At 58.4% G+C, this 15,425-nt stretch carries 8 protein-coding genes and 3 rRNA genes; 1 reads left to right on the plus strand and 10 read right to left on the minus strand.

Features of this window, described 5'->3' with window-relative positions:
• Positions 1-5: 5 nt before the first annotated feature.
• The 3 genes from rrf to ACR0R4_RS08635 form a co-directional block, all read right to left on the minus strand.
• Positions 6-122: ribosomal RNA gene (gene rrf / locus ACR0R4_RS08625) — 5S ribosomal RNA — on the minus strand.
• A 141-nt stretch (positions 123-263) separates the two neighbouring features.
• A 23S ribosomal RNA gene (locus ACR0R4_RS08630) occupies positions 264-3,375 on the minus strand.
• 418 nt (positions 3,376-3,793) lie between these two features.
• Positions 3,794-5,316 (minus strand): 16S ribosomal RNA (locus tag ACR0R4_RS08635).
• The 16S, 23S and 5S rRNA genes sit together here, the layout of an rRNA operon.
• A 599-nt stretch (positions 5,317-5,915) precedes the next feature.
• Here ACR0R4_RS08635 and tgt point away from each other — a divergent pair.
• Complete coding sequence (gene tgt / locus ACR0R4_RS08640; protein WP_433646953.1) at positions 5,916-7,214, plus strand: tRNA guanosine(34) transglycosylase Tgt; 1,299 nt, start codon at positions 5,916-5,918, stop codon at positions 7,212-7,214.
• Here tgt and ACR0R4_RS08645 read toward each other — a convergent pair.
• The 7 genes from ACR0R4_RS08645 to ACR0R4_RS08675 are packed head-to-tail and all read right to left on the minus strand — an operon-like array spanning position 7,204 to position 15,382.
• Positions 7,204-7,887 (minus strand): queuosine precursor transporter, encoded by a 684-nt coding sequence (locus ACR0R4_RS08645; RefSeq protein ID WP_433646955.1) that lies wholly within the window; start codon positions 7,885-7,887, stop codon positions 7,204-7,206. The genes tgt and ACR0R4_RS08645 overlap by 11 nt on opposite strands.
• Positions 7,877-8,878, minus strand: coding sequence for an NAD(P)/FAD-dependent oxidoreductase (locus ACR0R4_RS08650; RefSeq protein ID WP_433646957.1), 1,002 nt, complete (start codon positions 8,876-8,878; stop codon positions 7,877-7,879). The genes ACR0R4_RS08645 and ACR0R4_RS08650 overlap by 11 nt, the downstream gene beginning before the upstream one ends.
• On the minus strand, positions 8,875-10,404 hold the full coding sequence (gltX, locus tag ACR0R4_RS08655) for a glutamate--tRNA ligase (RefSeq protein WP_433646958.1): 1,530 nt from the start codon (positions 10,402-10,404) through the stop codon (positions 8,875-8,877). Before gltX ends, ACR0R4_RS08650 begins: the two co-directional genes overlap by 4 nt.
• 10 nt (positions 10,405-10,414) lie before the next feature.
• Complete coding sequence (locus tag ACR0R4_RS08660) at positions 10,415-11,743, minus strand: MFS transporter (RefSeq protein ID WP_433646959.1); 1,329 nt, start codon at positions 11,741-11,743, stop codon at positions 10,415-10,417.
• Entirely contained in the window at positions 11,740-12,690 is a 951-nt protein-coding gene (locus ACR0R4_RS08665) for a LysR family transcriptional regulator (protein WP_433646960.1), read from the minus strand. The genes ACR0R4_RS08660 and ACR0R4_RS08665 overlap by 4 nt, the downstream gene beginning before the upstream one ends.
• A gap of 51 nt (positions 12,691-12,741) precedes the next feature.
• Positions 12,742-14,046, minus strand: coding sequence for a dual-specificity RNA methyltransferase RlmN (gene rlmN / locus ACR0R4_RS08670; protein ID WP_433646961.1), 1,305 nt, complete (start codon positions 14,044-14,046; stop codon positions 12,742-12,744).
• The gene (locus tag ACR0R4_RS08675; RefSeq protein ID WP_433646962.1) at positions 14,021-15,382 is read right to left on the minus strand and encodes a hypothetical protein; all 1,362 of its coding nucleotides are present in this window, start codon (positions 15,380-15,382) and stop codon (positions 14,021-14,023) included. Before ACR0R4_RS08675 ends, rlmN begins: the two co-directional genes overlap by 26 nt.
• Positions 15,383-15,425: the final 43 nt, after the last annotated feature.

The raw sequence follows: 15,425 nt of genomic DNA on the forward strand, positions 1-15,425 counted from the left end.
AAGAGGTCCGGCGGTGTCCTACTCTCCCACACCCTCCCGAGTGCAGTACCATCGGCGCAGTCAGCCTTAGCTTCCGGGTTCGGAATGTAACCGGGCGTTTCCCTGACGCTATAACCACCGTAACACTATTGACATACCAAAACCCACCCACCCAAACCCCAACAAGAGTTCAAGCACCAGGTCGTGGCCGTACGTCAAGAACCACAAAGCGGACGCGAAACATCGTTAGAAGGACCAAACTCACACTTACTCATGCATAAATGATTATCAAGCCATCGGCTTATTAGTACCAGTCAGCTCCACACCTTACAGTGCTTCCACATCTGGCCTATCAACCCAGTAATCTCCTGGGAGCCTCACCACCACAAGGGTGACGGAAATCTCATCTCGAGGCCGGCTTCCCGCTTAGATGCTTTCAGCGGTTATCCATCCCGAACGTAGCCAACCAGCCATGCCCTTGGCAGAACAACTGGCACACCAGAGGTCCGTCCAACCCGGTCCTCTCGTACTAGGGTCAGATCCTCTCAAATTTCCAACGCGCGCAGAGGATAGGGACCGAACTGTCTCACGACGTTCTAAACCCAGCTCGCGTACCGCTTTAATGGGCGAACAGCCCAACCCTTGGGACCTACTCCAGCCCCAGGATGCGACGAGCCGACATCGAGGTGCCAAACCATGCCGTCGATATGGACTCTTGGGCAAGATCAGCCTGTTATCCCCGAGGTACCTTTTATCCGTTGAGCGACAGCGCTTCCACAAGCCACTGCCGGATCACTAGTCCCGACTTTCGTCCCTGCTCGACCTGTCAGTCTCACAGTCAAGCTCCCTTGTGCACTTACACTCGCCACCTGATTGCCAACCAGGTTGAGGGAACCTTTGGGCGCCTCCGTTACTCTTTAGGAGGCAACCGCCCCAGTTAAACTACCCACCAGGCACTGTCCCAGAACCCGATCAGGGTCCGTAGTTAGATATCCAATATGACCAGAGTGGTATTTCAACAATGACTCCACAAGAACTAGCGTCCCTGCTTCACAGTCTCCCACCTATCCTACACAAGCCACACCGAACACCAATACCAAGCTGTAGTAAAGGTCACGGGGTCTTTCCGTCCTTCTGCGCGTAACGAGCATCTTTACTCGTAATGCAATTTCGCCGAGTTCATGGTGGAGACAGCTGGGAAGTCGTTACGCCATTCGTGCAGGTCGGAACTTACCCGACAAGGAATTTCGCTACCTTAGGATGGTTATAGTTACCACCGCCGTTTACTGGGGCTTAAATTCAAAGCTTCACCCCGAAGGGTTGACCTCTCCTCTTAACCTTCCAGCACCGGGCAGGCGTCAGTCCGTATACATCCAATTGCTTGTTCGCACGGACCTGTGTTTTTAGTAAACAGTCGCTTCCCACTGGTCTCTGCGGCCACCACACCCTTTCCGGAGTAAATCCGTATAAGTGGATGGCCCCCCTTCTCCCGAAGTTACGGGGGCATTTTGCCGAGTTCCTTCACCATGATTCTCTCGATCTCCTTAGTATTCTCTACCTGACCACCTGTGTCGGTTTGGGGTACGGGCGGCTAAAACCTCGCGCCGATGCTTTTCTTGGCAGCATAGGATCACTGACTTCCCCTTACGGGTCCCCATCACATCTCACCCTCAAATGAACCGCGGATTTGCCTACGGTTCGGGCTACATGCTTAGCCCGGGACAACCATCGCCCGGGACCAGCTACCTTCCTGCGTCACACCTGTTAATACGCTCACCTCACCAATTCGGGTTCGTACACTCCGAAAGGAAATCACCCGAAGGATCAAACCCAACTTCACATACTTAGCACTCATGGATCAGCGTTTGACGGTTTTTCGCCGGTACGGGAATATCAACCCGTTGTCCATCGACTACGCCTGTCGGCCTCGCCTTAGGTCCCGACTTACCCAGGGCAGATTAGCTTGACCCTGGAACCCTTGGTCTTCCGGAGGACGGGTTTCTCGCCCGTCTTTCGCTACTCATGCCTGCATTCTCACTCGTGTGGGCTCCACGGCTGGATCACTCCGCCGCTTCACTGCCCACACGACGCTCTCCTACCCATCCAACGGACTGAACCACGAAGGCTTGTCTATACGCTGAATGCCGCAACTTCGGTGGCGTGCTTGAGCCCCGTTACATTGTCGGCGCGGAATCACTTGACCAGTGAGCTATTACGCACTCTTTCAAGGGTGGCTGCTTCTAAGCCAACCTCCTGGTTGTCACAGCAACTCCACATCCTTTTCCACTTAGCACGCGCTTTGGGACCTTAGTTGGCGATCTGGGTTGTTTCCCTCTCGACTATGAAGCTTATCCCCCACAGTCTCACTGCTGCGCTCTCACTTACCGGCATTCGGAGTTTAGCTGACGTCAGTAACCTTGTAGGGCCCATCGGCCATCCAGTAGCTCTACCTCCGGTAAGAAACACGCAACGCTGCACCTAAATGCATTTCGGAGAGAACCAGCTATCACGAAGTTTGATTGGCCTTTCACCCCTATCCACAGCTCATCCCCTCAGTTTTCAACCTAAGTGGGTTCGGTCCTCCACGACGTCTTACCGTCGCTTCAACCTGGCCATGGATAGATCACTTCGCTTCGGGTCTAGGACACGCGACTGAATCGCCCTATTCAGACTCGCTTTCGCTACGGCTTCCCCACACGGGTTAACCTCGCCACATGCCGCTAACTCGCAGGCTCATTCTTCAAAAGGCACGCTGTCACAGCAACAAGGCTGCTCCAACGGATTGTAAGCAAACGGTTTCAGGTACTATTTCACTCCCCTCCCGGGGTACTTTTCACCTTTCCCTCACGGTACTAGTCCGCTATCGGTCATCTGGAAGTATTTAGGCTTATCAGGTGGTCCTGACAGATTCACACGGGATTTCTCGGGCCCCGTGCTACTTGGGATACACACCACGCGGCCAAGCCATTTCGAGTACGGGATTCTCACCCTCTCCGATCAGCCATTCCAAGCTGTTCCTCTATAACTTGACGCTCACGTCGAAGACTCGGCAGAATCTCCAGGCATGTCCCACAACCCCGACCATGCAACCCCTGCCGGGTATCACACATGACCGGTTTAGCCTGATCCAGTTTCGCTCGCCACTACTCCCGGAATCACTATTGTTTTCTCTTCCTGTGGGTACTGAGATGTTTCACTTCCCCACGTTCCCTCTACCCGCCCTATATATTCAGGCGGGAGTCACCAGGCACGCACGCGCCCTGGCGGGGTTTCCCCATTCGGAAATCCTCGGATCACAGCTTGTTTATCAACTCCCCGAGGCTTATCGCAGATTACTACGTCCTTCTTCGGCTCCAGATGCCAAGGCATCCACCGTTTGCTCTTTAAAACTTGAAATCACATAAGTAAAGAGAATAAACACGCACACCACCCCGAAAGGCAATCCACGCGCTCAGACCTTATTTCATGAAACACATTGTGTTTCAAAGATGCTCGCGTCCACTGTGTAGTTCTCAACGTACGGTCGATCCCCCCACCATAAGCAACACGTCTCACAGCGAAGGGTCAGAAACCAAGCCCACCCACACCCCCAAAAGAGCACGAACGGTCTAGGCCTCCAGGACCCAATAATGTGCACAAAACGGACACCCACCACCATGACAGAGAGTTCCAACAAACCCGAAGACTTGCGTACTACCCCCACCACACCAGCAGACACCCTGTTGTCAAATGTTCCACCCATGAGCACCCAGCACCACACACTCGGTGATGATCTGGGCAATCTACGAAACCAAAGGTTCCGAGTGCTCCTTAGAAAGGAGGTGATCCAGCCGCACCTTCCGGTACGGCTACCTTGTTACGACTTAGTCCTAATCACCAGTCCCACCTTCGACGGCTCCCTCCACAAGGGTTAGGCCACCGGCTTCGGGTGTTACCGACTTTCATGACTTGACGGGCGGTGTGTACAAGGCCCGGGAACGTATTCACCGCAGCGTTGCTGATCTGCGATTACTAGCGACTCCGACTTCATGGGGTCGAGTTGCAGACCCCAATCCGAACTGAGACCGGCTTTTTGGGATTCGCTCCACCTCGCGGTATCGCAGCCCTTTGTACCGGCCATTGTAGCATGCGTGAAGCCCAAGACATAAGGGGCATGATGATTTGACGTCATCCCCACCTTCCTCCGTGTTGACCACGGCAGTATCCCATGAGTTCCCACCATAACGTGCTGGCAACATAGGACGAGGGTTGCGCTCGTTGCCGGACTTAACCGAACATCTCACGACACGAGCTGACGACAACCATGCACCACCTGTAAACGAGTGTCCAAAGAGTTGACCATTTCTGGCCCGTTCTCGAATATGTCAAGCCTTGGTAAGGTTCTTCGCGTTGCATCGAATTAATCCGCATGCTCCGCCGCTTGTGCGGGCCCCCGTCAATTCCTTTGAGTTTTAGCCTTGCGGCCGTACTCCCCAGGCGGGGAACTTAATGCGTTAGCTACGACACAGAACCCGTGGAACAGGCCCTACATCTAGTTCCCAACGTTTACGGCATGGACTACCAGGGTATCTAATCCTGTTCGCTCCCCATGCTTTCGCTCCTCAGCGTCAGTTACGGCCCAGAGATCTGCCTTCGCCATTGGTGTTCCTCCTGATATCTGCGCATTCCACCGCTACACCAGGAATTCCAATCTCCCCTACCGCACTCTAGCCTGCCCGTACCCACTGCAAGCCCGAGGTTGAGCCTCGGGTTTTCACAGCAGACGCGACAAGCCGCCTACGAGCTCTTTACGCCCAATAATTCCGGACAACGCTTGCACCCTACGTATTACCGCGGCTGCTGGCACGTAGTTAGCCGGTGCTTTTTCTGCAGGTACCGTCACTTGCGCTTCTTCCCTACTAAAAGAGGTTTACAACCCGAAGGCCGTCATCCCTCACGCGGCGTTGCTGCATCAGGCTTGCGCCCATTGTGCAATATTCCCCACTGCTGCCTCCCGTAGGAGTCTGGGCCGTGTCTCAGTCCCAGTGTGGCCGGTCACCCTCTCAGGCCGGCTACCCGTCGTCGCCTTGGTGAGCCATTACCTCACCAACTAGCTGATAGGCCGCGAGTCCATCCATCACCAATAAATCTTTCCAACAACTGACCATGCGGCCGCTGTTCATATCCAGTATTAGACGCCGTTTCCAGCGCTTATCCCAGAGTGATGGGCAGGTTACTCACGTGTTACTCACCCGTTCGCCACTCTTCCACCCAGCAAGCTGGGCTTCATCGTTCGACTTGCATGTGTTAAGCACGCCGCCAGCGTTCGTCCTGAGCCAGGATCAAACTCTCCGTAAAATACTGATGTCACAAACCAGCGGAATAAGCCAGCAAGCAACGAGTTTGACCTGACAAACAAAAACAAACCATCAACCAACCCCCAAAGGAGGCCAGTACTGACAATCCGAATTATTCATCCAAAAGAATCACACCACCGAAACCCATACAGGCCCCGATGACGGGATATAAAATTTGGCATTTGACAATTAAGTGCACACTATTGAGTTCTCAAGGACCAGACACCCCCCGTAACGACCCGCAGGCCCTCCGAAGAGCAACTTTCCTAACTTACCACACCCAAATCATCCCTGCAAATCGATGAACCAGCGAACCAGTAACGATCAACAATGATTTCCCACGCCCGAAGACCCGAGACCACACAAGGTGGTGAGAGAGGCGACTTCCAACTTTATCAGAACGAATTGATGCTTACAACCCGCTGATCTTGGTGGAGATCTTGTCTGACTCAGGAGCTTTTCGCTCCCTGCCAACGAGTGTTAACTATAGGCCGGATTCCACCACCCCCGCAAACCGGCCCAAGTGTCCGGGCGTGTCGCCATATATTTGGCGGATGTTCACCGAGTGAGGCCTCAATTTCGACCTGCTTAGATAGACGGGTGCAAGAAACAGCTCCCCCCTCAGGCCTTCCCTCTTCTCGCGATTTCAGTTTCGAAATCGAGCACCGACTGGAACGAGGGGGGCTTCGCGGTACCAATGGCAAGCCACTCGGCAGGGCCGGCGTGATCCACACTCCGAATGGAAACATCCAGACTCCGGCCTTCGTGCCTGTTGGCACGAAAGCCACGGTGAAGTCGCTGCACCCGGAAACGGTCGGGCAACTTGGAGGCCAGGCGATTTTGGCGAATGCCTATCACCTGTTTTTACAGCCCGGCGCGGATTTGATTGATGAAGCTGGCGGCATTGGTCGCTTCATGAACTGGAGCGGACCAACCTTCACGGATTCCGGTGGCTTCCAGGTGATGTCGCTTGGCGTTGGCTTCAAGAAGGTCATCTCTATGTCCGAGCAGGCATACGTCGACGCCGAGGTGATCGCGAAAACCAAGGATCGGCTCGCGCACGTCGACGAAGACGGTGTGACGTTCAAATCATTCATCAACGGTGACAAGCACAGGTTCACTCCCGAGGTGTCGATGCAGATCCAACACCAGCTGGGCGCAGACATCACGTTTGCATTTGATGAGTGCACCACCCTCTTAAACACCCGCCCGTACCAAGAGGATTCGGTTGCTCGGACTGAGCGATGGGCCGTGCGGTGCCTCGACGAGCACGCGAAACTCACCCTTGAACGGAGCCATCGGCCATACCAGGCCCTATTCGGTGTCGTGCAGGGTGCTCAGTACGAGGATTTGCGGCGACAAGCGGCACGCGGTCTGGCCAGCCTGACCGGAGACCTTCACGAGGATCAGGTTTTCGATGGCTTTGGGATTGGCGGTGCGCTCGAGAAGACCGAGCTGGGCAAGATCGTCGGATGGGTCAGTGATGAACTCCCCGAGAACAAACCCCGACATCTCCTCGGTATCGCCGAGCCTGATGATCTGTTCGCGGGTGTCGCTGCAGGTGCTGACACCTTTGACTGCGTCGCACCATCGAGGCAGGCTCGCGGCGGAACCATGTACTCATCCACCGGGCGGATCAACGCGAAATCTGCGAAACAGCGACGCCACTTTGAGCCACTCGACCCGGAATGCGATTGCCACACGTGTGAGAACTATACCGCCGCGTACCTCCATCACCTGTACAAGGCAAATGAGATGATGGCATCGACCCTGGCGACGATCCACAATGTGCGTTTCATCGTGCGACTCGTCGATAAGATTCGCCAGAGCATCATCGACGACACGTTCGTCGAACTTCGTGAAGAGACCCTCGGACGAATCTACGGAACTACAAAATAGCTGCGGCTTCCGCGGCACGCACCCTAGCGATCACACGCGTCGTCACGGGAAGAAGCACAACTTCAGCAAGACACTTAATTGCATATCCGAGTGCGACATACCCGATGAAGTCCCAGCCTGAAATCTCGCCATAAAATGCGATCGTGCAAAACACAACCGTGTCGACGAGCTGACCGATAAGTGTGGATCCGATCAGGCGTGTGCGGAGAAACCTGCCGGAGCTTCGTTCGCGCAGGCGCACCAGGACCCAGGCGTTCACGAGTTGTCCAACAAAAAACGCAGTGAGGCTCGCGAGTACGATTCGAGGAACGAATCCGAGAACCGCCTCGAATGCATCCTGATTTTCCCATCCCGGCGCTGCCGGGCTGAGCTGAACCACCCAGATCGTGAGTGAGGCAAGTGCAGACAGAAGAAACCCGGTAATGATCGCCCGGCGGGATGCCTTCCAGCCGTATACCTCTGCGAGCACATCCCCCACGATGTACACGAGGGGGAACAGAAACACCCCACCGTCGACGATCAGAGGCCCGGCGGCGATGAGCTTCACTGCAACGATATTGCTGATCAACAGCAAGCCGATAAAGGTCGACAGGATGATCGCGTATCGCTGGCCGAGAGCCGCCACCCTCTCCCCTGGAACGGACAACGCGGGAGCCTTCGTCTCAGTCGTCAATTTGACCCACCCCAAGCGCCCCGTGAATCAAATCCATGTTTAGTTTTGCGGCGACCTGTGCCCCGCCGCCCGCCGCGATGATGAGTTGTTGCGGACCGGGCGGCACAATGTCGCCGGCCGCGTAAACGCCGCGGATCGAAGTCTCGCCCCGACTGCTCACCACAACGAGACCCCAATCGTCTCGGTTCAACGGCTGATCGCCAATGAACTCGACCGGTGCGTGCCATCGTGGCCTCACGAAACCGCCGACCCGTGCGATCACGGTGCCATCCGTGAGCCGGACGCCGGTCATTTCGGCCTTCTCTCCGACGATATCGTCGATGGCACGGCGCTCGACTCGAATGCCAATGCTCTCCAGCTGCCGTTCCTGATCCGGGCGAACCGTGTCGGCACCATTGGTGAAGACAATGAGGTCGCTACTAAAGCGACTGATGAGCAATGCCCGTCCGAAGACATCTGAGGTCTCACCAATGAGCACCAGCGGCTTATCTGTCTTCTCAAAACCGTCGCACTCCACGCAGCTGTGCAGTGCGGTGCCATAGAAGGCGCGAATCATGGGAAATGGCGGCAATTCCTCGGTGAGGCCAGCCGTGATCAGCACCCGGCGGGCGAGGAACTCAACATCTGCCGCACCGCGTACACCGCTTCCGCGCACCCGAAACCCGATGCCGTCAGGAAACCCGGTGGCATGGGCCTCGTCGACCGACAGCGGAGAGACCTCGTTCACGATCGCCTGGGCGAACGTTGCGGTTGGATACCGCTCGAACTCCTCTCGACCCAAGCGCCGCAGCTCAAGCGGGGAAGACCCATCGCGCGTGAGGAAGCCGTGAGATTGCAGTGTCGCCGAATGCCGAGGTCGATTCGAATCGATGATCGCAATGCGGCGATTCGCGCGAACCAGATTGACACCTGCGGAAAGGCCAGCCGGACCGCCGCCAATAATGGCGACACCGACGGGTAGGTGACCGCTCGCCGAGACAGGGGTGGTCACTTCAACCCCTCCTCCACTCGCCGGGCAAGGCGGGCAAGCCGGGCAAGGGAATCTTCACGGCCAAGCAACTCAAACGATTCGAAGAGCGGTGGCGAGACACGGCGCCCTGAAGCGGCGACCCTCAGCGCGCCAAAGGCGACGCGTGGTTTCAGTCCTAGCCCGTCGATCAGGGCCTCCTGCAGCGCCGCTTGAATGCGCTCGGTATTCCACTCTTCAGCGGGGATCGATTCGAGTGCGCGCTGCCCTGCTGCAAGCACCTGCGCAGCATCAGCCTGCAGCGATGCGAGCGCGGCTTCGTCGTACTCGAGCGCATCCGCAGTCGTGAAGAGGAAGCCCAGCATCCCTACGACTTCGCTCAACACGGTGACACGGCTCTGCACCAGCGGCACCGCAGCTTGCACCGTGGCGAGTTGCTGACTACTGGCTTCAATGGGGAGGACGCCACCCGCAACGAGATAGGGCATGATCCGCTCGCCGAAGTCGGTCGCCGAGAGCAGCCTAATGTGGTCGGCGTTAATCGCGTCGGCCTTCTTCTGATCGAAGCGTGCCGGGTTCGGATTCACATTCACCACGTCAAATGCCGCGACCATTTCTTCCCGAGTGAAGATATCGCGGTCAGCAGAGAGTGACCACCCGAGCAGCGACAAGTAGTTCAGGAGACCCTCCGGAATGAAACCCCGTTCGCGATGATGCAGCAGGTTTGACTCGGGGTCGCGCTTCGACAATTTCTTATTGCCCTCCCCCATAACGTAGGGAAGATGCCCGAACTGGGGGATCGCCTCTTCAATTCCCAGGTCGACCAGTGCGCGGTGCAGTGCAATCTGGCGTGGGGTCGACGACAGCAGGTCTTCTCCCCTGAGGACGTGCGTGATGCCCATGAGTGCATCATCAACAGGGTTCGTCAGCGTATACAGCGGGGCACCATTGGGTCGGACGACCACAAAGTCAATCGTGGAACCCGCCGGGAAGGAAATCTCTCCGCGAACGAGATCGGGAAATGAAAGGTCTATCTCAGGAACGCGAAAACGCAATGCTGGCTCGCGTCCTTCCGCACGAAAGGCGGCACGCTGTTCGTCGGTCAGATCGCGGTCATAATTGTCGTAGCCCAACTGCTTCGGTCGACCACTCGCTGCATTCCGAGCATCAATCTCTTCCGCCGTGGAGAAACTCTCGTAGAGGTATCCGGCCGCCAGGAGGCGATCCGCGATCTCACGATATATCTCACTGCGCTCAGACTGCCGGTAGGGCGCGTGGGGGCCGCCGACATCAATTCCTTCGTCCCAGTCAAGACCGAGCCAACGCAAAGAGTCGATGATCTGCTGATAGCTCTCCTCGCTGTCACGAGCCGCATCCGTATCTTCGATGCGGAAGACAAATGTGCCGCCCGTGTGCCGCGCATAGGCCCAGTTGAAGAGCGCAGTGCGCACCATGCCGACGTGCGGGGTACCCGTTGGGGACGGGCAGAAGCGCACTCGCACGTCGCTACCGGTGGCGGTGGAAAACTGGGGTTCAACGGAAGTAGACATTGCCCCCAGTCTAGCGACGCACGAGTGAGAAGAGGCGCAGCACGAGCACCACTCCCGAGGCAACCAGGATAGCCCCGAGGAGCGAGAGGAGCGGGAAACCACCGATTGCGAACAGCACACCCGAAGTAGCGCCGGCAAGCGCCCCGGAGGCATTCATGACCGTGTCTGATTGCCCCTGTCGTTTCGGACGGATTCCTGCCGGGGTCACCTCCGTGAGAAGCGCCGCACCCGCGACCGTCACTGCGCCCCAACCCAGCCCGAGAAGCACAAGCCCAATCTGAATTACAACGTGTGAGTCCCCTCCGAAAGCCGTGCACGCAAGCGCCGCCGCGAGGATCCCAAAGCCACCAAGCATCACCGGAGGAGATCCGAATCGACCTGCGAGCATGCCAAATACCGGAGACAGTGCGTACATTCCTGCGATATGCAAACTGATGGTGAGCCCGACCAGCGTGATGCTTCCACCGTGCTCGGTGATGTGGAGCGGGGTCATCGCCATGATCGCAACCATCACCGCATGCGCGGTCGCAATAAGCGCGATGATCATCACCTGGGTCGAGGTTCTGGCTGCCCCCGAAACCTGAGAGAGTTCTACGCGGTTCGATCCGGAGTGTGCCATCGAAGTGCCAACAGATTTTGCCGGAGCCGGACCAGTTTCCTGCCGGCCAACCAACGCCCGGGCCGCCAGTAGCGGATCGGGCCGGAGTCCGAACCACGTGACCGCGCCCGCGGCCGCTTGCGCAAGCAGGGTGAATACAAAGACCCCCGAGAGTTCTGGGAGGCCGAGCGACGTGCCGACAATTGCACCCGGACCGATGAGGTTTGGTCCCACCACAGCGCCGATCGTGATCGACCAGACCACCAACGACAGATCGCGCGCTCGCCGGTCGGGAGCCGCCAGGTCGGCCGCGCTGAAGCGCGCCTGTAGTTGCACCGCGGTGGCAATACCAAGCACGGCGAGCCCCGCGAAGAGAAACAGTCCGGCGTTCAACACGGCCGCGATAATCACCATCATCGCGCCGACGACAGCGATCAGGTTGCCGAGCGACAGTGCGAGGCGGCGGCCGCGCCGTGCGGCAAGTCGGGCCAGTGGGATGCCCGCGATGGCAGCTCCCACCGCATTCATGGTGGCGGAGAGTCCAGAAATTGCGGCGTTGCCGGTCACCTCGGTGATGAGGAGAGCACCCGCGGAGAACCCTGCACCGATTCCGAGCCCACCCAGAATGGTGGTCGTCGCGAGCATCAGTACCGTGCGACGCTGCACGCGGACTTGCTCATCCGGTGTCAGAAGTGCCGTCGCGTTCGTCGCGTTCTGTCGGATTTCGGGCGCCGGGCTCATGCTGCAGGCTCGAGGTGCCAGGCAGACCCATCGACGTGGGAGAGCAGTCGCTTACATAGGCGAACCTGCGGACTCTCGTTCGCGGTATCCATGGATACGAGTCCAATGGTGCGATACCGAGGCGGATCGAGCGGCAGCGCCGCGGCATCATCGGGCAGGGTGCGCGCGGCGGCGAGCGCGAGCCCTGGAACCAGTGCAACAGCACCCCCAGCGGCGGCCATCGCCAGCATCGCCGGCACATTGTCAGTCTCCTGAATGATGTCGGGTTCAAAGCCGTTTTCTGCGGCGGCCGCAAGGAGGTGACCCCGGCACTTCTCACAGCCCGCGATCCAGTGCTCTTCCGCGTAGTCGCCGAGGTGCGCCTCACTGACCCCCGTCGCACGATCGCGCGCAAGCACAAGGCTCACGGTCTCGCGCCAAAGCGGGGTGAACACGCTCCCTGCCGGAAGTTCCGCCGCACCTGCATAATCAAAAATCAACGCACAGTCGACCTCGCCGTCGCGCAGCAGACTCACCGCACCCGGAGGTTCGGCTTCTCGGTACTGCAGCGAGACCTCCGGCGCTTCTTCTGCGAGGCGCCGCATTATTGCCGGAACGATGGTGGCAGAGGCCGAGGGGAAGCCAACAAGCCTGAGTACCCCACCGCGTTCGCCGCGCAGGTCGTCGATAGCGGCAAGTGCGGCATCGATTTCAGCCACGACGGTGCGGGCATGATCCGCCAAGATCTTGCCCGCGGTGGTCAGCCGGATACCCCGCCCTTGTCGCTCGATCAGGGGCACCGCAAGTCGTGTCTCAACCCGCTTGATTCGCTGACTCACCGCGGGTTGGCTTAGGCCGAGGCTTGCTGCAGCGGCGGTCAGTGAACCGGTCGTCGCAAGCGCATGCAGAATTCTCAATTCCGTCGAGTCAATTGAGCCAAGCGGATCGGGCGTGCGGGGCGTACTCATCCCCCTATGATAATCGCGGCGATACGCAAACGCGATACATATTCGGTGAGGTTATGCGTTTGCGCTTCCCATGAGGTCCGCATCACGTCGATCCGACTCAGTCGCCACCAGCTGCCCGCATGCCCCATCGATCTCTTTGCCACGCGTATCTCGCAAAGTCGTGGGGATTCCCGCGTCGTTCAGACGATTGACGAATTCCCGGGTAACCCCGGACTCAGACCTTGTCCACACAGAACCCGGAGTCGGGTTGAGCGGGATGGGATTCACATGCACCCAGCCTCGACCCCGTGCGTTGAGCTTGTCGGCGAGCAGATCTGCGCGCCAGGCGTGGTCGTTCATATCTTTAATCAGCGCGTACTCGATTGAGACTCGTCGGCCAGTCTTTTCAAAGTAGCCTCGCGCCGCATCCAGCACCTCATCGACCTTCCAGCGACTGTTCACCGGAATGAGTTCGTCACGAAGCTCATCGTCTGGGGCGTGGAGAGACAGCGCAAAGGTGACTGGAATGTCTTCATCTGCAAGCTTTCGGATCGCGGGAGCCAGCCCGACCGTAGAAACCGTGATGCCCCGTGCGCTCATGCTCAGGCCTTCCGGACCCGGTGCAACCATCCGACGGACGGCGTTCATCACACGCTTGTAGTTGGCGAGCGGCTCCCCCATGCCCATAAAGACAATGTTGTTGACGCGCTCAGGCTCAGCTCCGTTGCCGACCTCGCGGCCGCGGCCTAGGCCTCCCTCGGAAATGACGCGGTTCGCCTGCACGATTTGATCCAGGATCTCAGCGGTTGACATGTTGCGGGTCAGGCCGGCTTGTCCCGTGGCGCAGAAAGGGCAGTTCATGCCGCACCCGCACTGGCTCGAGACGCATAGAGTGATGCGGCCGGGATAGCGCATGAGTACCGATTCCACTAAGGCTCCATCAAAGAGTCGCCAGAGGAACTTGACCGTCGCACCGTCGTCGGTGGTCAAACGCTTCACTTCGGTCAGAAGCGGCGGGAAAAACTCCTGCACGATCTCATCGCGACGATCGCGCGGGAGATCGGTCATGAGTTCGGGATCGGTGGTGTGGTGCACGAAGTAATGCTGGGACACCTGCTTTGCACGAAACGCAGGAAGTCCGAGCTCTCGCATCTTCGCCTCTCGCTCCGTCAACGTGAGGTCGGCGAGGTGCGTGGGTGGTTGCTTTACCCGAGGCGAGGCGAATTGCAGGGTTGGTCGACCGTCGGGGCCGGTGAGTTGCTTCCAACCCTCGGCGCGAGGCCTGGCCTGCGGGCGCGTTCGCTCGGCAGCCGAGACCGTGGGAATGAGTCGACCTTGGCCGGGCTGCGCATCATGAGTGAGTTTCGAAGGATCCATTACTCTCTATTGTCGCAGCTTCACCACGAAGGTCACCTGGAAGCTCAAAAACGATGAGCAACCACCATAGGAAGAGCGAGAATATTGCGATCACCAGCACCCATCCAACAGTTAACGGAAGCAGCGCGAGCAACAGCCACACGAGTGCCACCAGCAGTACTCGTGTGAGGACCCTGAGTTTCACGAGCCAGCGACCCACTATCTCAGAACGCAGACCCCACTCAGTGAACCGGCGTTGCACCCGCACTGTCGTCACTGCAATCCACGCCCGGAGTGCGACAGACCTGCGGGATCCGCCGAAACTGAGTCCAAGAGTGGCAATCACCAATCCGACGATGAGGATCACGGATGCCACAGACCGCAATCCGCTCACGACCTGCGAAAACAGCACGGCAAGCGCTTCGGCCCCGATCCCGATGGAGGGTGCCTGCGATCTCAGCACTGCGGCGACGGCTTCGAACAGCACCAGCAGAATGACGGACCCAATCATCAGGCCGAGGCCTGCCCCGAATACGGCTCGTGAACGGCGGGGCTCAGTCAATACGCCGGCGATCAACAGCACCGCGGAGATCACCGGTAGCCACCAACCGAGCAGTGTGGTCAGTGTGACCGCGAGTGCCAGCGCTGGCAGAGCGTCGCTCTGCGCGATGGGGAGCTCGGCCTGGATGACAGGAATGGCAGCGGCGAACGCAAAGCCCCGATCACTGAGCGAGATCTTCACCGCCTCGATAATCGGGGCGAGTTGAATCGCGACCGTTCCGTCGCTGTCGATCGTCAATGTGTTGTCTGTGTTCGCATCTTGGCTCGCTGCCGCGATAAATGCACGATGACTCACTCGGAGCGCTTGCTCCCACGCCGCAGCGAAGGCATCGGAGGCCACGACCTGCGATACCCCGTTCGCTACGGCGCCGCGCACGCCATCCGCCGCTGGCTGACGCAGAAGATTGAGCGCAGCGCTGGCGGTATCTGGAAGCCCGAGCCCAATCACGCCATCAAAGACGGCATCCGTCAATCCATCGATATCGAGCTCAGCATCGATAACGTTGGAGACCTGAGCGGTGATCTCCGCCTGTATTACGGGGTGCTCAGCCAGTGGCGCAAAGGTCTCAATGAACCGTCCTTCGTCAAGGAGTTGGCTCTCAGCCCAAGTAGCGAGAACACCAAAAGGAATCAGGATCGCGGCGAGGGAGATACAGAGCACCGCGACGATCGTGCGGACCCGCGTCTTCCAGCCCGTACCTGTTCCGGAAGCCGCAACAGTTGCGCGCAATCTCCCGTTCTCTTCCTCAAGGAGTCGCACCCGAGTTGCGAGGTCTGCCCCATCGGAAGTTGTCACTGAAGACCGTCCTCTCTCAGTTCACTCGTTTGCCGAGTGAACT

The organism is Leucobacter fengyongliangi (assembly GCF_050971685.1).
In the GTDB taxonomy this organism is placed as follows: domain Bacteria; phylum Actinomycetota; class Actinomycetes; order Actinomycetales; family Microbacteriaceae; genus Leucobacter.

Excerpts from the sequence above, each read along its gene's own strand:
- gltX (WP_433646958.1), bottom strand. The coding sequence starts at position 10,404 with ATGTCTACTTCCGTTGAACCCCAGTTTTCCACCGCCACCGGTAGCGAC.
- rlmN (WP_433646961.1), bottom strand. The coding sequence starts at position 14,046 with ATGGATCCTTCGAAACTCACTCATGATGCGCAGCCCGGCCAAGGTCGA.
- ACR0R4_RS08665 (WP_433646960.1), bottom strand. The coding sequence starts at position 12,690 with ATGAGTACGCCCCGCACGCCCGATCCGCTTGGCTCAATTGACTCGACG.
- ACR0R4_RS08660 (WP_433646959.1), bottom strand. The coding sequence starts at position 11,743 with ATGAGCCCGGCGCCCGAAATCCGACAGAACGCGACGAACGCGACGGCA.